This is a genomic window from Sedimentibacter sp. zth1, assembly GCF_017352195.1.
GTDB lineage: Bacteria > Bacillota > Clostridia > Tissierellales > Sedimentibacteraceae > UBA1535.
In genome coordinates, this window is sequence record NZ_CP071445.1 from 2,823,566 (window position 1) to 2,844,417 (window position 20,852).

The following is a 20,852-nucleotide window of genomic DNA, read 5'->3' on the forward strand; positions in this document are numbered from 1 at the left end:
TTTATTTGCACAGGTAAACAACCAATTACATTATACTTCTATTTTTCTTTGTGCACTACTAAATTCCACTTATATTTTTGGGTGGAATTTAGTAGTGCATTGTGGAATTTACTATTTCATTTTACTAATTTTAAAATTGTGGTAATTATTAACAAAAATGAATTTAGTATTTAGTATATTATTCATCAAATAAATACTTTTATAGTATAATTTAACATATTAAATAATAACAATTGACAATAACGTTAAATAATGGTATTATTATAAAAAATTAATTTTTACATTTTATAAAAAATAGGTATATTTTTAAAAATGCAGTACTGGTATTTCAGTCATGAAAAGTGTTGGTTGTAATCAACTGATTTATAGTGAATTATATAAGTTTAAATAGGAGGAAGTTTATGAATTTAGAAATAACCAAGGAACAAAAGGATTTGCGTAAGGAAGTAATTAATATGGCAAGACACAATCTTAATAATGACGAATACCTTGAAAAATACTCCTCAGAAATGTTTGATAAAATAGCTGAATTCGGACTTTTAGGAATTACTATTGGTGAAGAATATGGGGGACTAAATGAAAGCTATTTGACAGCGGCAATTGTATTTGAAGCTTTGGGATATGCTTGTAAGAATAATGGATTAATCTTTGTAGTTAATAATCACATATGGGTTTCGCAGAATTTAATTTATTTATATGGAAGTAAAGAATTAAAGGATAAATACTTGCTTGAAATGGTTGAGGGTAAAAAAATAGGTGCGATTGCAATTACAGAAGCAGAATCAGGAACAGATGCTTTAAGTATGAGAACTGTTGCTAAATATGAGGGCGACTATTATGTTCTCAATGGAAGTAAAATGTTTATTTCTAATGGACCAATTGCTGATGTATTTGTGGTATATGCAGTTACAGAGGATGGGCCAAAGAAGAAATATACAGCCTTTATTGTAGAGAAAAGTTTTGAGGGATTCAAGGCTGGTCCAGATATTGAAAAAATGGGACTTGGGGCATGTCCAACCTGTGAAATTATATTTAATAATTGTAAAGTGCCAAAGGAAAACGTTTTGGGAAGTTATAATAAGGCAGGATTAATTATGACACAAGCTTTAGAGTGGGAAAGATGTTATGAGTTTGTGCCGCATATTGGGGTGATGCAGAGAATAATGGAGCAGTGCATTGAGCATGCAAATACAAGAAAACAATTTGGGAAAAATATAGGAGAGTATCAGTCTATATCTCATAGAATTGCTGAAATGAAAACAGCGATAGAAATGTCAAGGCTAATGATGTATAAAATTGCATGCATAAAAGATGCAAAGAAGAGTGCATATTTAGAAACATCAATATTCAAATTGTTTGTCAGTGAGAATTATATAAAAACATGTAGAGATGCGATGCAGATATTTGGTGGATATGGTTATTCAAAGGAATATGACTTTGAAAGAGAATTAAGAGATGCACTTGCGTGTAGTATTTATTCTGGAACTAATGAAATGCAAAAGAATACTATTTATTCTATTGCTTCAATGTCTGTTTTTTAAAGTAGTTTAATGTTGGAGGATGTTATGAATATAGCGGTTTGTGTTAAATCAGTTAAGTCAAGCATGGTATATCAAAATGAAAGTATGGATGAAACACTAACAATTAATCCTTATGATACATTTGCTATAAATGACATCTTAAGGATAAAAAAGGAAATTATGGAATCTGGACAAGAATGTAATGTTTCATGTTTAAGCATGGGAGTTCAAAGCGTTAAAGAAATCCTTGTTAGATGTATTGCTATGGGAGCAGATAAAGGGGTGTTATTGTCAGATATAAAATTTAGTGGGGCAGATACTGTTGCAACAACATATACATTGACTGAGGGAATCAAAAAATTAGATAATCCTTCAATAATTGTTTGTGGAAACAAATCAATAGATGGAGAAACTGGTCAAGTTGTTTATGGAATTGCACGGCGTTTAAACATTCACTGCGTAGCTGGTGTGAACAAAATTATTGAGATTGATGATGAGTTTGTTGTGTTGGAAACCGTATTTGAGGATAGCATTAATATTCTAAAAGTAAAGCTTCCAGTTGTAATATCGTACAATGATTTTACAACTACACATGAAAATATCAGTTTAATTAAGTTGAAAAAAGCACGCAGAAAAAATATTGATGTTTTTAATGCTGAGGATATTGGCGTGTCTTGTGACAAATGCGGTATCACAGGTTCAAAAACCAAGGTAGTGAATGTTGCTTCGAATTTAACGAGGAAAGTTGAAAAGAAGATTATTGAGAGTAATCCTCAAGATATGGCAAAAACAATATTACAGCTTATAGAAAATAATAGAGCTGGGGGATAAAAATGAAGAAAGAAATATGGGCAATTTGTGATGATATGCACACTTGTAACAATGGTTATTTTAAAGGACTTGTAAGCAAAACAGCTTCTTTAGCACATGAGGGTGGATATATAGCTACAGCTGTTTGTATTGGCAAGTTTGATAAGAATGAAATGGGTGAGCTATTTCATTATGGATTGGATAAAATTGTTTATTGTAAAAATACAAATGAAATTTTAGATGATTCATATTTAAAAATTCTTGAGTATGCTATTAAGCAGAAAAAACCAAAAATGATAATGTTTCCAGCTTCAGAGATTGGAAGAAAATCAGCTGCTTATATGTCTATAACATTTGAGGCAGGGTTAACAGCTGAATGTATAGAAATTAGTTTAGATGAGTTAAATGAATTTGTTTATAAGCGTGCAGCTGTAAATTCCTCAGCAATAGCAAAGATAAAGTGTGTTAATTGTGATATTGAAATGTGCACCGTTAAAAATAACGTTTTTGATGAAATTTTCAATGAAAATATGAACGAGATAAACATTGAAATTTTAAAATACGATATTGATATAAGCAAAATGGACGAATTGGTAAAAAAGCTATCGAGTGAGTCTATCACAATTGAAAAAAAGGTTGATATATCTTCTGCAAGGATTGTTCTTGCAATAGGAAGAGGAATAAAAGACAAAGAAACTATTGACTTAATATTTAGCCTTGCGAAAAAGTTAGGGGCAGAAGTAGTTGGAACAAGGGCAGCGATGGAAGAAAATACTATTGAAAAATTTAGACAGGTTGGACAATCAGGTATTAGTATATGTCCAGATATTTATGTAGGATTTGGAATAACAGGAGCAAGTCAGCATATGGTTGGTATAAAGAACTCTAAAATAATAGTTGCAGTAAATACTGATGAAAATGCTCCGATTTTTAATTATGCAGATTATGTAATAGTTGAAGATGCGACAGTAGTTTTAAAGGAAATTGAAAAATCTTTAATTTAAAGGAGGCATATGAGTGATATATAAGATTATACTGAGAAATGCTGTTAAAAAGAAGATTAGAACATGTCTGATAGTGTTAACATTGATGTTTGTTATGTGTATAACATTTGTTACAATTGGAGCAAGCAATATTACAGAAAAGGTTGTACTTGAAACAAGCAAGAAATATTCGGGAAATTCTGATTATAAAATAACTGCAAAAGAAAAAAGTGATTATTTATCGTTTAATATAAATCAGAACAACAATTACGAATATATTATAGGATTTGTTGATATTAAATGTACCTATGAAAAAAATAATGTATTAATGTTGCGTGGAGCAGAGCTTTTAGATGTTGAAAGAGTTTGGGAAATTAATAATTTGAATAAACAGATAGGTGATAGCTTTAATGGTAATGTAGCTATTGTTAGTGATTATTTTTTGGATAAATATAATATTACTGTTGGCAGTGAAATAACTGTAACAGTTAATGGAATTAATTCTAAACTAAAAATTATAGGAGCAATGAAACCAAAGGGGTTATTTATAAATGATGGTGAACTTGAATATGTGCTTGTTCCAAGAGATTATCTTCAAACAAGATTAGGTTATGATAATAGAGTAAATATAGCATTTGTTAAGGTGTATAATAATAATGAAAATTCATTAGCAGATTTAACAAATGAATATCCAGACTGTGAAGTTGAATATTCAATTATTCAAAGTAACATTGACACTGCAGTAAATATTCAGACGAGTACATACAAAATATTAAGTTTAATTGTTATAATTTTAAGCATAGTTATTATAATGTCAATATTTAAGGTCATTTCGTATGAAAGAATGGCTGACATAGCTATTATTAGAAGTCTTGGAGGTAATAAGAAAAGATGTAATAGGATTTTGATTTTTGAAGGTGTTTTTTATAGTCTGGTTGCAAGTGTTTTAGGAAGTATAGTTGAAATTGCTTCAATGTATGCCATTGTAAATGTAACAATGCCTGAAAGCCTTTCGAATTTAGATATTACAATAAAATTTTTACCAATCCAATTTATTTTACCATGTATTATAACAATTGGGGTTGCGGTGATTTCGTGTATTATTCCTACTCTTCAAATAACAAAAAGGTCTATTAAAAATCTTTTGTTTAAAATAGAGGAAAAAAAGAAAAGAAAGTTATCAAAAATAAAATTAATTATTAGTTTAATTTTTGTATTAATACCACTAACATTTGATAGAAATCTAATTTCATCTAATAAAATGCTGTTTGAAATATTATTCATATCAATGCTTGTTATAGGATTTATTTTAGTAACAGAGTTTGTTGTTTATTTTTGTTGTGAGGCATTAAGATATATTTTTGGTAAGCTTTCTAAGGATATAGCTTATATTTCAATTCAAAATATAAAAAATAATGTTAATTTTGTGACAGATATTAAGCTTTTAGTTGTCAGTCTTGCATGCTTTTTACTTACATTTTCAGTAGTAAATAATGTTGAGGATAACGTATCTGACTTATATAGAGACAATGCCAAATTTGATGCTTTTGTATGGTATGAATCAAGTGAATCACAGTCAGATATTGAAAATTTAATTAACTCATCTGGTTATTCTTATAGAATGTATACCTCGGATTTTAGTTATGGTCATGATATTTGCAATACAGAGTTTTCTTTTGAAAAGATACAAAGTGTTGATAGCACAATATATTATGAGTTTTGGAATGTAAATCTTTCTGAAAATATAGATGTTAATGAGTTATTAAGTAAGCTTAATAAAGGACGCAATATTATTATTACAAAAGTTATGCTTGAAAGATTAAATATTAATGTTGGTGATAGCATTGATGTTATGTTTGGAGATAAATGTATTTCGTATAAAGTAATTGGAGCGGTCGATTCTCTTAATAGTAATGGGAATAATGGTTATATTTCAGATAAATATTTTTTTCAAGATGTTAATAGTGTTTATTATAAAGATACATCTTTATATAGTGAAGGAGATTCAAGTGAGTCGTTAAAAATGCTTAAAAATATTTTAAGCGAAAAAAAAGTTAAAATAATGTCCGTCGATGAAATGCAAAGTGAAAATTATGAATCTTACAGTGGAATTTATTTTATGCTTAAGGTTTTAACGGTAATGATTTTAGTTTTATGTTTAATAGGAATGACAAATAACAGAATAGTTAATTTTATTCAACGAAAAAAGCTATTTTGTATTGAACGCTCTATTGGAATGAGTAAGAAGCAATTAGCATTGATGCTTGTACTGGAAGCAATATCAAGCGGTTTTGTGGGTGGTATAATCGCAATGATTTTAGGAAATATGCTTATTTTAGTTGTTCCATATTTTATAAAATCCATTGGCCAAATTATGTCTATTAATATTTCCTTTATGCTATCCTGTATATGTGTAGGTTTGGGAGTGATATTATCAACGATTACTTCAATATTACTTGTACAAAAGAGCTTTAAGATAAGCATTATTGAGGAAATAAAACAAGAATAGGAGGTTAGTTATGAGTTTTGCAGTAGAAACCGTAAATTTGTGCAAGGAATATGGAAATGGTAATAATGTTTCTAAAATATTAAGAGGAATAAATCTAACTATTGAGGAAGCAAAATTTGTGTCAATCATGGGGCCCTCAGGTTCTGGGAAAAGCACATTGCTATATTTGATTGGAGGAATTGATACTATTACATCTGGTCAGGTAAAAATATTCGGTGAAGATATAAAAAATATGAACGATGATAAGAAAAGTATTTTAAGAAGGCGTGAAATAAGTTTTATTTTTCAATTTTATAATTTAATTCCAACCTTATCTGTTATAGAAAATGTTATGCTTCCACTTGCTTTAGATAATAAAAAGTTAAAAGACTATAAGGAAAAAGCTGAAGAGCTTCTTGAGATTGTTGGATTAGAGGATAGAATTAAGTATATGCCTGCTGAGCTTTCTGGAGGGCAACAACAGCGAGTGGCAATAGCAAGAGCACTAATAAATGACCCTAAAATAATATTAGCTGATGAGCCAATAGGAAATCTTGATTCTAAAAGTGGTATAGATGTTTTGGAACTTCTAAAAAAAATAAATGAAGAAAAGAAAAAAACAATTGTGATGGTAACACACTCAACTGAATCCAGTGAATATGCGAATATGAGAATTAACTTAAAGGATGGGAAAATTAGTTGATTTGAAGAGCAAATATTTGAAATAAATAAAAGTTTATGGGGAAGGAGTATTTTATGAAAAAAACAAAGGTTATTGTATTAATTGCTTTAAGTTTGGCAATGTTAGTCGTAACTGCTTGTGATAATGGTAAAGAAGTAGAGCAGGAGGTAATAACTGCGAAAGAGGTGGATACTATAACATTTGATGGTACTGTTAAATCTAAAGAAGAAAAAACATATTTTTCATTAGATGTTGGTAAGGTATCAGCTATTAACTATAAGGTAGGAGAAATTGTTAAAAAAGGTGATGTGCTTATTGAATATACATGTTTGGACGATTCATCAAAATCAGAACAGATTATTAGTGATATTGATGAGGGAGTAGTTACGAGTATAAATGTGGTCGAGGGTCAAGCTATTAACAATCAAGCTGCAATAATAACTGTTTCAGATAAAAATCAGTATTGTATTATTTCAAATGTATTAGAAAATTTTGTAGTTGATATTTCAGTAGGGGGAAAAGTTAAAATAATTCCTAATGCAGATAAGTCAAAAGAGTACATTGGAACAATAAACAGTATTTCTGACACGGCGTATTTAAAAAATAATGGTGATACAGTTGTCGATGTAGAAATTTTAGTAGACAATATTGATAGCTCACTGAAATTGGGTTATACAGTTAAAGTAAGTGTGGAATAGTATGGAAAAATATTTTGGTATTGGTGTAGTTGCTTTATGTATAATTATTGGAGCAATATTTACTTTTCAAATAATGGTAGCTTTAATTGATATTTTTAAAAGGGAGAGGAAGTTCAAGCGAGGGATACTATCAAAACTTAAGACATTTGCTTGTGTTGGTTTATATACGCTTGTTGGATTAGCTACATTTTATAATATAAAACAGAGTGACCTTAATTTGTATTCAAAGATTAAGGAATACATTTTAGTAGTATTTATTATTTATTGTATCTTTATTGTATATTATTTAATTACAAGCTGGTTTACTAAAAAAGAGCTTAGACTATTTTCTGTCATTTTAGTCGGATTATTAGGGTCTTTAGGTTATGCATTCATTATGTTTATAATAGATTTGGTTATACAAGGTAATACGAAAAATTATTACATATGGTATTTTATATTCGCTATGGTTACATATATTTACGCACAAAAAATAACCAGAAGCAGTATAATTACATTTACAAATAATAAGGTATGCGATTTTAGAAAAAAGCTTTTTGATCTTGTTCTTAACACTTCTCACGAAAAGCTTGAAAATACTGATGTTGGAAGAGTATATACTTGTATTAACAATGATATGGAAATATTAAGCAGCTCGATGAGGGATGTTGTTACTGTAATTACTAATATATTAACAATTGTAGTTTGTTTTATATACCTTGCGATATTAAGCTTGAAGTGTTTTATTTTTGCAATAATATTTGTTATTGTATCATTTTTACTACAGCTAATTTATGTTAGATTTCAGGAAAAAATTTTTTCATTACTTATGAAAATACAGCATAAAGTATATAATTTTTTAGATTCATTAATTAAGGGGCACAAGGAATTGGCTATTAATAGTTTGAAAAAGAAAGAATTTATTGGTGATGTGTACGAAGTTAACGGACAGTATATGAAGACAAGGATTTCAGCTGAAAATAAAATGACAAATATATTTGTTTTAGGACAAAGTCTTTTGTATGTAGTTATTGGGTTAGTAATATTTATATTTCCGATAATATTTAATGATGTTGATAGTCAAGTTCTTCAGTCGTATGCTTTAATTTTCCTATTTATAATTAGTCCAGTAAGTTACCTTGTGGATTTAGCTCCAAGAGCTATGCAAGCCAAAGTAAGCTATTTTAGAATTAAAGAAATTATTTCAGAGCTTCAGATTAATGCTAACTCAATTAATCAAATTGATATAGAGTATCAACATAATGTTAATAAAATAGAACTTAAAAATGTTACTTATGCATACAAAAACAATTCTGATGAAAGTAGCTTTAAAATAGGGCCAATTAATTGTGATATTGAAAGCAATAAAATTAATTTTATAATTGGTAGTAATGGTAGTGGTAAATCTACGCTCGTAAAAGTGATTACAGGTCTTTATGAAGAGAACGAGGGCGAAATACTAATAAATGGGAAAAAAGCTTTAGCAACTGAAAGATGTGAATTATTCTCTGCAATATATAGTGATTATTATTTATTTAAAAAGCTGTATGGAATGAATATTGAGGGTAAAGAAGCAGAGATTGATTATTATTTAAAGCAACTTAGAATTGATGATAAGATAAAAATAAACAATAAAGAGTTGTCTACAATTGAATTATCAAGTGGTCAGAGGAAGAGAATAGCATTACTGCTTTGTTATCTTGACAATAAGGATATATATGTATTTGATGAATGGGCTGCTGACCAAGATATTATTTTTAGAGATTTCTTTTACAAGAAATTGCTGCCTCAGATGAAAGAAGAAGGGAAAACTATTATAGCTATTACACATGATGATAGATATTTTGATATTGCTGATAATATTATTTGTATGGACATGGGCAAATTGACTGAGGAGAAAAGTATATGGAAAAAGTAAAGCTTTTTTGTCTTCCTCATGCAGGAGCTTCTTCATATTATTATCTTCCTTTTAAAAAGTATTTTCAAAATGTTGATGTAGTACTTATTGAACTTAAGGGTAGAGGGAAAAGATTTAATGAACCCTTTTATACATCGTTTGAAGATGCTGTTAATGATATTTATTCACAGATTAAGAGCGAATGTATTGGTGATTATGGAATATTTGGACATAGTATGGGAAGCTGGCTTGCTTACGAATTGTATTATAAATTATTAGAGAATAATCATGTTCTTCCTAAATGCATGTTTTTTTCTGGTCGTGAGGCACCAAATGATAATATAGATAAAATTGATTTTACCAATTTTTCAAATGAAGATTTTGAAAAATATTTAAAAGGAATGGGCGGAATAGAGGAATTATCTAATATGAATGAAAATCTCACAAAAGTTTTTTATGAAATAATTCGGGCAGATTTTAATATTATTAGTAATTATGATTATCAAGAGTACAGTGAAAAGATTAAATCACCAGCTGTAATTATGTCTGGAACAGAAGATGAGGGAATTAATTTTAGAAAGCTTACAAAGTGGAGTAGTCTTATTGAAGATAAAGTTTCATATACCAGTTTTAATGGAAGCCATTTTTATATGACAAATTCGTGGGACAAACTGTCTAAAACAATTGAAGATAATCTTGTTAAAATTGATGAATAATTATCATATGCGAGTAGATATTTTCGAATTTTATAAAATAATTTGTAGTTGATAGCCGCTTTTAAAAAAGGAGGATAAAATGTTAGATAATTTAGTTGAATATTTTAAGAAAGCATGCAGTACTGATAAAGGGGTATATTTCATAAAAGATATTGAGAATAATTATGAATTTATATCATATAAAGAATTGTATTTGGAAAGTATTAAAAGCTTGAATTTATTATATACAAAGGGAATTAATAGCGGCGATACATTAGTATTTTTGACTGATGATAATAAAATTTTTATGAAATATTTCTGGGCTGCATTCATGGGGAAAGTATTAGTTGTTCCATTAAAACTTGGGGATAAATCTGAAGATTTTGAAAGATTAGAAAATGTTATTAAAAAATTTGAAAATGTTCATATTCTAATTGATGAAAATATGTATGGAAAGGTGAAAAATTATTTTAGTGATAACAATAGAAATGATATTGTATTAGATAATGAACCCTTAATTGTTGAACAAATAATAAATAAAGAAAAGCTTTGCTATGAAAAATTACAAAAAGGTGAAATGAATTCATTGTTTTCATGTGATGAAGAATATGGTTATGTTAGTAAAGCTAAAATTGATGGTAGTGATGTTGCTATTATACAGTTTTCATCGGGTTCAACTGGAACTCCAAAAGGAGTTATTTTGACACATAAGAACTTGGTATGTGGAGTCGATGCTATTATTTGCGGTTCTGATGGTCGACAGGATGATACATATATGAGTTGGTTACCGTTAACCCATAATATGGGGTTAATTGGTATGCATTTTACCCCAATTATGAGTAAAACTAATCAGATATTTATGCCTACTAATCTATTTTTTAAAAATCCATTATCGTGGTTTTTTATCATTAACAAATTTAGAGTGTCAAGAATTGCTGGCCCAAATTTCGTTTATCGGATATTAATAAAGCTTCTGCGACAACATAAAATCACAGGGGTCGATTTGTCATGTATAAAAGAGATTTATAATGGTTCAGAGCCTGTTTCAATGGAATTAATACGTCAATTATATGATGAATTAAAAATATATAATTTGAAAAAAGAAGCTTTGTATCCGGTTTATGGTATGGCGGAAGCTACTTTAGCAGTAACCTTTCCACATCCTTCAACTGAACCACAAGGTGTTATAATAAATAGAAAAAGCTTGTCAATTGGTGATAAGGTTGAGATATTATCTTCTATTAATGAGGAAAATGCTGTTGAGTATGCAAAGCTTGGATATCCATTAAAGTATTGTGAATTAGTTATCCTTGATGAGAACGAAAAAAAATTGGAAGATGGATATGTTGGAATAGTTTATTTAAAAGGCGAAGTAATTACAAGAGGTTATTATGGCGATGATAATAGTGTTTATAATAAAGATGGATGGTATTGTTCAGGAGATGTTGGATTTATTATAGATGGTCAGCTTGTAATTTCTGGGAGAAAGAAGGATATAATTTTTTCGTGTGGACAAAATTTTTATCCTGTCGATGTAGAAAAAGTTTGCTGTGGTAATATGAATATAGAGTCGGACAAGCTGGTAGTTTGTGGATTTTTTAATGAAGTATCAAATAAGGATGAAATGGCAATTTTCATAGTTTCTGATTTGGATGATAAAGATTTCTTAATAATAGAAGAAAAAATTAAGAATATTACATTTATAAAGTTAGGAGTAGCTGCTGATAGGGTTGTTAAGGTAAAAGAAATTCCCAAATCAGCTGGAGCTAAAACTGCTCGATATAAATTGATTGAAAAAATTAAGCAACAAATTTATGAAGAAAAAGTTTTAGAAGATACTAATAAACAAATATCTAATGCCAATAAGAATGATACAATTGTTAATAGTTGTAATTATAATAAAACAGAAGAGACAATATTAAAAGTATTAAAAACGATTGTTGGAATAAATGATATTAATATTGAAGACAATTTGTTTGTAATGGGTATATCTTCAATTATGGCATTTAATTTATTTGATAAATTAAGTGATTTGTTCCCAGACAAAATAAATTTTGAAGATTTATATACATATTCTTCAATTAAAGAGTTAGCACAGTTTATTGATAGTAAAGAAGAAAATGTTGCTAAGGTAGATGAGGAGAGTAAAAATAACTTTACTAATGATACAGATATTGCAGTAATTGGTATAGCTTTAAATACCCCAGCTGGAAATAGTATTGAAGAATATTGGGATAGTATAAAAAATAATGAAGACTGTATTAAAAAATTATCTAAAACTCGTTGTAATGATATTGCTGATGTTATAAGACATAAAAATGAAGAATGTGATTTTGATTTTATAGAAGCTGGTTTTCTTGATAATATCGATTTATTTGATAACGAATTTTTCAATATTAGTGAAGAGGAAGCTTTATTAATGAGTCCAAGTGTAAGAATGCATCTTGCTGTAATGTGGCATTCTTTAGAGGATGCAGGTTACACAGAAGCTTCTGTACATGGGCAAAATATTGCAGTTTATACGGGAATGGTTACTGATGCTCAGGTTTATGAGTATAGAGAATTTCTTAAAGCATATGATAAATCAAAGTTGCCTATTGCAATATCAGGTAATTTGTTGCCTATGTTACCTGCAAGATTAGCATATTATTTAAATCTAAAGGGAACGGCAATGCTTATTGATACTGCGTGTTCGTCTTCGAGCTCAGCAATTGTTCAAGCATCAAATGCTCTTAAAGCAGGAGATTGTAAGGCGGCAGTTGTTTCCGGTGGTAGAATAGTTTATTCACCTTTTAATGATAGTAATGAATTTATCGGAATTGAATCTATGGATTATAGAACACGTTCGTTTGATGATAAAGCAGAGGGTACAGCTTACGGAGAAGGTGTATTCTCAATAGTGCTAAAAAAATATAGCGATGCAATAAAAGATAATGATAGAATTTATGGTGTAATAAAAGGATATGCATCTAATCAAAATGGTTTAACATCTATGGGGATAACTGCACCGAGTGTACATTCACAAGCACAGGTAATTAGCCAAGCTATTAAAAATGCAAATATAATGTGTGAGGATATTCAATATTGTGAAGTGCATGGAACAGGGACGCCAGTAGGAGATTATTTTGAAATAGCAGGAATACGAAAGGCATTTAGGAAACAATCTAAGAAATATGGATTTTGTGCAGTTGGTTCTGTTAAATCCAATATGGGGCATTCATATGGAGCAGCAGGCTTAGCTTCTGTAATAAAGTGCCTTTTGTCGATGAAGAATGGATATATTCCACAAATGGCAAATTTTATAAAGCCTAGTAAGAGAATTAATTTTGTTAAATCTCCTATATATGTTAATACAAAATTGAAAAAGTGGGAATCAAAGGATAAGAAAATAAGTATTGTTAACTGTTTTGGGATAAGTGGAACAAATTGTAGTATCGTTTTAGAGGGCGCAGATGATTGTAATAAAGTTATAAAAAATCAAAATAGAGTAAGAATGTTTGCTTTTTCTGCAAAGAGTGAAAATGCCTTAACAGAGCTTATAAAAAAGTATTTGAATATAATAGATGATTCAAAGTTGAGTATTGACGATTTGAGTTATTCATTGATGGTAAGAAGAAACCAATTTAAATATAGGATTATTATTTTGGCTGAAAGTCAGGATGAATTAATTCTTAAGCTAAGGCAAATTTTGAATAAAGGAAAGAAAAGTATATTTGATTTTTGTGATAATCAATCGATTTTTAGTGGAATTGCTAATGCAAAGAAAACTGAAGAAATAACAGAGCTTATTAGTTTATATCAAAAAAATAAGGACTCTGTGTATTTAAATATTATATGTAAAAAATATTGTGAAGGATATGAGGTTGAATGGCAAAGATTTTTTGATGCTTCAGTTAATTACATATCATTACCGCTATATACATTTGAAAAAAAGAGGTTATGGATAAATAATAATGAGATTAATAGAGTATTCAACAAAAAAACAGAAATAGATTGTAATACCTTTAAAGTTGAAAGTAATTCTAAACAAGAAATTACAGAGCTGGAAAAAAATATTGGAGAATGTATTTGTAAAGTGATAAAAAAAAGCCATATAAATATTGATGATAACTTGTTTATGATAGGTATTAATTCAATAATGGCAATGAAGTGTATTAATTATATTAACAGTATGTATAATGTTGATATATCAATAATAACTTTATTTGAGTATGACACAATAAAAAAAATATCAGAGTATATTAAAAATGCGACACAAAATAAAGATGTTATGTTTATTACAAAAGCAGATGAAAAGTATTATTATGATTTATCAAAGGCTCAATTAAGGATATATTTACAGGAGAAGATTAAAAGAAATAGCAAGGAAAATATATTGCGTGGAGCATACATTTTATCGGGTAAAATTGATATAAATAAACTTGAAAATGCGATAAATCAGATTTTACTCAGAAATAGTATTCTTAGGACAGCTTTCGTTGAGGTTAAGGGCATTCCAAAGCAGGTCATTTTAGATAAATGTATATGTCATGTTGAAACAGGACTTATGGAGGGAACGATAGATGATGAATTTGATAGCTTTATTGAAACATTTGATTTAGCTAATCCTCCATTTATAAAGGTTAAAATATTAGATATGCTTGATGGAAAACAAATATTTATGTTATATACCCATCATATTATTTTTGATGGTATATCTGTTAATCAATTCATTAGTGAGCTTAACAGATTGTATTTAGGAGAAGATGTCGCATATGAAAAGTATTCCTACGTTGATTATTCAGAGAGCATGGAATTGTTTTATAAAACTGATAAATATCTAAGTCAGGAAAAGTATTGGCTTGAGGAATATTCTTCTGGAATCATAAGGTCAAATCTCTCAAAAACATACGATAAATGCAGATATACAGTTGATGATAAAGCAGAAAAATACTATTTTAGCTTTGATAGTGAGCTTAGTAATAGAATTAATGAAATTGCAAAAAAAAATGGTTTTACATCATTTATGCTATTATTTACTGCAATTAACATATTAATTTATAAGTATTCAAATGATCAAGATGTTTGTATTGGTGTTCCATATGCATCAAGAAAATCTGCACAAATTGAAGATATGCTTGGTGTATTTATTAATACTCTTGCAATTAAGTGTAAGATTGCAAAAAACATGAGTGTTAAGGAATTATTTGAAATTGTTAAGAAAAACTGTATTGGTGCTTTTAATAATGCGGATTATGGATATGAAGAATTAGTTTACAGATTAAATTCAAATAGAGATTTAAGTGATAATCATCTATTTAATGTAATGTTTATTTTCCAAAATATGAGTAAATGTAATTTAAGATTTAATGACATTGAATGTGAGGAATATAATTTAAACAAATCAACTGCAAAAGATGATTTGACCTTCGAGTTATTTTATATTGATGGTATATATAAAGGCAATATTGAATATAAGTCTGAATTAATGAGCGAAAATTACATTAAAGATATGTTTAAGCATTTTTCTAATATTTTGACTGAGGTTACTAATGATGAAAATATCTTAATTAAGGATGTTTCAGTAATTAATAATGAGGAAATTAAAAATCTTTTGTTGCTTGGAAGTGGTAATAAAACTGATATAAATAAAACTATTATTGATATGTGGTATGAAAATATAAATCATACTGATAATCCTGCTATAATATTTCATAATAAGTCTGTATCGTATAATGATTTGGAAATAATGTCAAATATCATTGCAGAGTATTTAAAAAATAAATATTCTGATAAATGTATGGTTATACCTGTTTTAATGCATCGTAGTGAGTTCTTAATTGCAACGTTATTTGGAATATTAAAAGCTGGTGGAAGTTATATACCATTAGACCCAGAGTATCCTGAAAGGCGAATAAAATATATAATTGACGCTGTTGATGCAGAGTTGGTATTGACTGATAAAAATGTTAAGTATGAATTTGAAAATGTAAATAGTATATATATTGAAAAGATATTTGAGGAGAAATTATTAGATGAATCAAGTGGGTTAAAAGTTAATAACTCTAATATGTCTGATGTAGGATATACTATTTTCACTTCCGGTAGTACAGGGAATCCAAAGGGAGTATTGGTCAGACATAGGGAGCTTGCAAATTTTGTGCAGGCTATGAGTAATATTGTAGATTTTAACAGTGGAAGCAAAGTATTAGGAGTTACTACTATATCATTTGATATATTTGTGTTAGAGTGCTTTGCAACTCTATGCAATGGAGCTGTTTTAGTGCTTGCTGATGAAAAAGAAATTAGGGATGTTGAAATTTTGGCTGATGTAATTTCTGACAATAATGTTAATATAATTCAATTCACACCTACAAGGATGCAAACAATGTTAATGACTCCTAAAAGCAGAGAGATTCTTAAAGATTTAAAAACAATCTTTATTGGAGGAGAAAGTGTAGGAATTGATTTATTAGAGGAGTTAAAAAAATATACGCAAGCAAGAATAATTAATATGTATGGGCCAACAGAAACCACAGTATGGTCAACATATAAGGACTTAACAAATGATAGTTTTATTACAATAGGCAGACCAATTGATAATATGGATATATTAATAATATCAGAAGATAATAAGCTTTTACATAAGGGTGCTATTGGTGAGATTGCTATTGGTGGTATAGGGGTTTCAAAGGGCTATTTAAATAACAAAAAATTGACAGATGAAAAATTTATTTGTATTGATGAATATGAGGGAAAACTTTATAAGACTGGTGATTTAGGTAAATGGAATCAAAATGGCAATTTAGTCTGTTTAGGAAGAAATGATTATCAAGTTAAGATAAGAGGTTACCGTGTTGAATTAGGAGAGATTGAAGAAATCATTAATCAATATGAAGAAATAGAAAAATGTGTTGTTGTTGATAAAAATATTGATGGTAATAACGAATTGGTTGCATACGTTATGGTAGATGATAACAAGTATTCATTTGATGAGCTAATGAAAAAATTGACAACGGATTTACCTTATTACATGTTACCATCAGTAATAAATTTAATAAATGAATTTCCAATGACACCTAACGGCAAAATTGACAGAAAAGAGTTGAAAAATTGGGAAGCGATTATTAACCAAGATAATAGAAGTATAGATTTATTAGCTCCAGCTAACGAAATTGAGAAGAAACTATTTGATATATGGAAGGATATACTAAACACAGATTATATCGGATGTGACCAACGGTTTTTCTTAATAGGTGGAAATTCTTTATTATTAATAATGATGTTAAATGAAATTAAGCAATATTACAATGTTGAGATAACAGCAGCAGATTTATTTGAGTTTCAAACAATAGTTAAAATTTCGGATTATATTAAGAAATGCATAGAAGAGAAAAAATGCATGGATAACATTACTGATAATTGTTTAGCTAATAAAAATTTATTGCTTGATATTCATAATATGCCTATTAAGGATTATTATGAATTGTCTGAATCTCAGCTTAGAATTTATTTGCTTGAGCAGATAGAAGAGATAAAATGCAAATATAATGTCACTTCAGCTTTTATCGTTGATTGTGGGTTAGATGTAGAGCGTCTTGAAAAAGCTATTAATACAGTAATATTACGGCACGAAATATTAAGAACTGCATTTGTAATGATAGACAATAATCCAATGCAAAAGATATTTAATGAAGTACATATTAAAATTGAAATTAAAGATTTAGTTGATGATATTGATATGGAAATTAAAAAATTCATACATGAATTTAATTTAGAAAAGCCACCACTTATGCGTGCTTATGTTGGGAAACTTTCAAATGGAAAAATTTTGTTTATTTTTGATATGCACCATATTATTACAGATGGAAGTACGGCACATATTTTTATTGAAGAGGTTGAGAAGGTTTACAATGGATTAGATTTAGAAGATGTCAAATTTCAATATAGTTTGTTTAGTGAATATTCAAATAATAGACAGAAAAATGATGATTATTTAAAACAGGAAAAATATTGGCTTCAAGTTTTTGAAAAAAAATCTGAAAGGCTTGAATTGCCGTTATCATTTGAAAGAAATAAAATGAATGGAACTAAAGGCAAAAAGTATTATTTTGATATTAATGGAGATTTGTGTAATAAGATTAAGGAATTAGCAACTCAAAATAATAGCACTGAATTTATGGTATCAATAATGGCATTGTATATTTTGATAAATAAATATACTGGGGCAAATGACATAAATATAGGAACTTCAACATCGGGTAAATCTATAGCTGAAGCTAAAAAAATGCTGGGAGTATTTATTAATACATTAGTGCTTAGATTTGAATTCAGTGAAAATACGTCAGTTCAGCATATGCTACAAGAAATAAAAAAAATGTGCTTAGATGCTTTTAGTAATGCTGATTATGGTTATGAAAATTTGGTTAGTAAGGTTAATGTTCAAAGAGAGGTAAATAGAAATCCTTTGTTTGATATTATGTTTATTTATCAAATATTTGGAGAAAGAAATATTGCTTTTAATGGAGCAAAACTAACTAAATATCCAATTAAGGAAGTTGTTCCAAAGTATGATATTACTTTTGAAATGATTCCAAATAAAGATAATATTGAATGCAATATAGAATACAATTCTGAGCTTTTTTCAGAGGTATATATAAAAAGATTTGTTAGTAATTATATAAATATTTTGCAAATGATTGTTGCTGACAATGAGATGATTGTTAAGCAAATACAGATTATCAATAAAGAACAAAGAGATGAATTGGTTGCATTAGGAAAAGGCCCTCAATATACTGTTGATGAAACGATTATTGATAAATGGTATAGACACTTTAATGAAAATATAATAAATGAAGCTATAATTTGTGATTCTAAAACATATTCATATCAAATGCTTGAAGAAACATCAAATATAATTGCGAACTATTTATATGAAAAATATAGCAATACAAATATGATTTTTCAGGTATGTATGAGAAGAGAATTTTTACTTATTGCTACTTTGTTAGGGGTATTAAAGGCTGGCGGTAGCTATGTTCCAATTGACCCAACATATCCAAAGGATAGAATAAGCTATATTCTTAATGATGTAAAAGCTTCAGTAGTTTTAACAACAACAGCGACATTAATTGATAACGAGATTATTAATAGCGTTAAGGTAGATGAAATAATTAATCAACATAGAAATAATAGTAAAATAAATCATAGTGAGTTAGAAAAGTCAAGTTATATGATATACACCTCAGGCTCTACTGGTAAGCCTAAGGGGGTTATTATTGGACATGAGGCAATGTGCAATTTTGTTCAATCAATTAATCATATTAAAAGTATTGATAGTACAAGCTGTGTACTTGGAGTAACAACTATTTCCTTTGATATTTTTGCGTTGGAGTGCTTTGTAACATTATGTTATGGTGGCAAATTAATATTGGCAAATGAAAATCAGATTCAAAATGTTGAAGAGCTTGCAAAACTTATTGTAGAAACTGGTGTAAATATTGTGCAGTTTACACCATCAAGACTTTCAATGATGTTAGAATTAAAAGAAAGTGCAAATGCATTAAAACAGGTAAATGTAGCATTTGTTGGTGGAGAAAGCTTAAATTATGACATTCTAAATAAGTTGCGTAAATATACTGATGCTAAAATCATCAATGTTTATGGACCTACTGAAACAACGGTGTGGTCAACATATAGGGATGTTACTGATGATGAGCAAATAACAATTGGAAAACCTCTTGATAATACAGATATATTTATTATAGATAAAAATGATGATTTGATATTCAGAGGTGGATTTGGTGAGCTTGCAATCGGAGGAATGGGAGTTTCTAAGGGATATGTGAATGATTTGCAGTTAACGAATGAGCGATTTATAGAAAAAGGATTTGCAAACGGTATTATATATAAGACAGGGGATTTAGTAAAATGGTCTGATGAAGGTAATCTTATTTGTTTAGGTAGAATAGATAATCAAGTTAAAATTAGAGGCTACAGGGTTGAGCTGGGTGAGATTGAGGAAGTTATTCGTAATTTTAATATTAAAGTAAGTAATAATATTATTAACAAAGCAGCTGTTATTGCGAAAGATATAGATGGTTTTAATAATATTTATGCATTTGTTGAAGTAGAAAGTGATAATAACGAGCTTAATATTGATAAGTTGACTGAGTTTATAGCAAGCAAGTTACCTTTTTATATGCTTCCAAAATCAATAATAGTAATAGATAGAATGCCCATTACTCCAAATGGAAAAATTAATAGAAAAGCTTTATATGATTATAAGATAAAAAAACAAAATAATGAGTTGTTTGTTTCGCCGACTGATGAAACTGAAAAAAAAGTTTTGAATATTTGGATTGAAATACTTAAAGATAAGAGTATTAGTTGTCAGCAAAATTTTTTCGAAGTGGGAGGAAATTCCTTATTATTAATTAAGATGCTTAAGAAAATAAAAGAGACATTTCCAGTTAATATAAGTGCTGGTGACTTGTTTAAATTACAGTCTGTAAAAAAAATAGCTGGATTTATTAAAAGGCAAAATACAAAACAAGATATATATTTAAATGAAATTGAATTTGTTGATAAATTTTTTAGCACTCAAAAAAGTGCTGGGATAAACGTTAAGAATTATAAGACGAATATTAACTTATCTAAGCAAGAAGCTTATGCTAAATTTGTATTTACATTTTTAAGAATAATTTCCTTATTAAACAATAAAGAGGAAGTTGCAATTAATTTAAGTAATAAGCAAGATTATTATTCGGTTATTAATTTTAAAATTAACAGTGAAGTTCAAGTTGAGTATATAAAAAAGGAAATATTTAATGCTTTTGATTTTAATTCTATTCATATTTCAGAATATGCTAAGCAAATAAGGAAAAAGAATAATCTAAAGTTACTATTTACGTTAGATTATAAGGTTAATTATGAAAAAATCATTAATGATTTTGATGTTATTGTTTCTTTGAGGCAAGTAAACGATTTAATGAGCATTACTTCAATTTATGATGGCAGGATTGTCAATAAGGCGGCAATAGAATATACATTTGAAAAGATACGTTTATTATATAACAATTGATAAGTGTTTGTTATTTAGATATTATAGGGTGAAAGTGA

General features: G+C 28.4%; 9 protein-coding genes. All 9 read left to right on the plus strand.

What is annotated here, in order from left to right:
• The first annotated feature begins 401 nt into the window (after nucleotides 1-401).
• The 9 genes from JYG23_RS13425 (at nucleotide 402) to JYG23_RS13465 (ending at nucleotide 20,814) form a co-directional block, all read left to right on the plus strand.
• Nucleotides 402-1,541 (plus strand): acyl-CoA dehydrogenase family protein, encoded by a 1,140-nt coding sequence (locus JYG23_RS13425; protein WP_207236185.1) that lies wholly within the window; start codon nucleotides 402-404, stop codon nucleotides 1,539-1,541.
• Nucleotides 1,542-1,565: 24 nt separating this feature from the next.
• Complete coding sequence (locus JYG23_RS13430; protein WP_207236186.1) at nucleotides 1,566-2,351, plus strand: electron transfer flavoprotein subunit beta/FixA family protein; 786 nt, start codon at nucleotides 1,566-1,568, stop codon at nucleotides 2,349-2,351.
• A 2-nt stretch (nucleotides 2,352-2,353) separates the two neighbouring features.
• Entirely contained in the window at nucleotides 2,354-3,334 is a 981-nt protein-coding gene (locus JYG23_RS13435; RefSeq protein ID WP_207236187.1) for an electron transfer flavoprotein subunit alpha/FixB family protein, read from the plus strand.
• A gap of 13 nt (nucleotides 3,335-3,347) precedes the next feature.
• The gene (locus JYG23_RS13440) at nucleotides 3,348-5,822 is read left to right on the plus strand and encodes an ABC transporter permease (RefSeq protein WP_207236188.1); all 2,475 of its coding nucleotides are present in this window, start codon (nucleotides 3,348-3,350) and stop codon (nucleotides 5,820-5,822) included.
• A 10-nt stretch (nucleotides 5,823-5,832) separates the two neighbouring features.
• Nucleotides 5,833-6,504, plus strand: a complete 672-nt coding sequence (locus JYG23_RS13445; protein ID WP_207236189.1) for an ABC transporter ATP-binding protein — start codon at nucleotides 5,833-5,835, stop codon at nucleotides 6,502-6,504.
• Between the two features lie 53 nt (nucleotides 6,505-6,557).
• Nucleotides 6,558-7,181 carry an HlyD family efflux transporter periplasmic adaptor subunit gene (locus tag JYG23_RS13450; RefSeq protein WP_207236190.1) on the plus strand — a complete coding sequence of 208 codons (624 nt, stop codon included), beginning with the start codon at nucleotides 6,558-6,560 and terminating at the stop codon, nucleotides 7,179-7,181.
• A gap of 1 nt (nucleotide 7,182) precedes the next feature.
• On the plus strand, nucleotides 7,183-9,078 hold the full coding sequence (locus JYG23_RS13455; RefSeq protein ID WP_207236191.1) for a cyclic peptide export ABC transporter: 1,896 nt from the start codon (nucleotides 7,183-7,185) through the stop codon (nucleotides 9,076-9,078).
• Entirely contained in the window at nucleotides 9,066-9,773 is a 708-nt protein-coding gene (locus tag JYG23_RS13460) for a thioesterase II family protein (protein WP_207236192.1), read from the plus strand. The genes JYG23_RS13455 and JYG23_RS13460 overlap by 13 nt, the downstream gene beginning before the upstream one ends.
• A gap of 79 nt (nucleotides 9,774-9,852) precedes the next feature.
• Nucleotides 9,853-20,814, plus strand: a complete 10,962-nt coding sequence (locus JYG23_RS13465; protein WP_207236193.1) for a non-ribosomal peptide synthetase — start codon at nucleotides 9,853-9,855, stop codon at nucleotides 20,812-20,814.
• Nucleotides 20,815-20,852 lie beyond the last annotated feature (38 nt).

Coding starts and splice junctions, on each gene's coding strand:
- JYG23_RS13435 (WP_207236187.1), top strand. CDS start 2,354: ATGAAGAAAGAAATATGGGCAATTTGTGATGATATGCACACTTGTAAC.
- JYG23_RS13425 (WP_207236185.1), top strand. CDS start 402: ATGAATTTAGAAATAACCAAGGAACAAAAGGATTTGCGTAAGGAAGTA.
- JYG23_RS13455 (WP_207236191.1), top strand. CDS start 7,183: ATGGAAAAATATTTTGGTATTGGTGTAGTTGCTTTATGTATAATTATT.
- JYG23_RS13430 (WP_207236186.1), top strand. CDS start 1,566: ATGAATATAGCGGTTTGTGTTAAATCAGTTAAGTCAAGCATGGTATAT.
- JYG23_RS13445 (WP_207236189.1), top strand. CDS start 5,833: ATGAGTTTTGCAGTAGAAACCGTAAATTTGTGCAAGGAATATGGAAAT.
- JYG23_RS13450 (WP_207236190.1), top strand. CDS start 6,558: ATGAAAAAAACAAAGGTTATTGTATTAATTGCTTTAAGTTTGGCAATG.
- JYG23_RS13460 (WP_207236192.1), top strand. CDS start 9,066: ATGGAAAAAGTAAAGCTTTTTTGTCTTCCTCATGCAGGAGCTTCTTCA.
- JYG23_RS13465 (WP_207236193.1), top strand. CDS start 9,853: ATGTTAGATAATTTAGTTGAATATTTTAAGAAAGCATGCAGTACTGAT.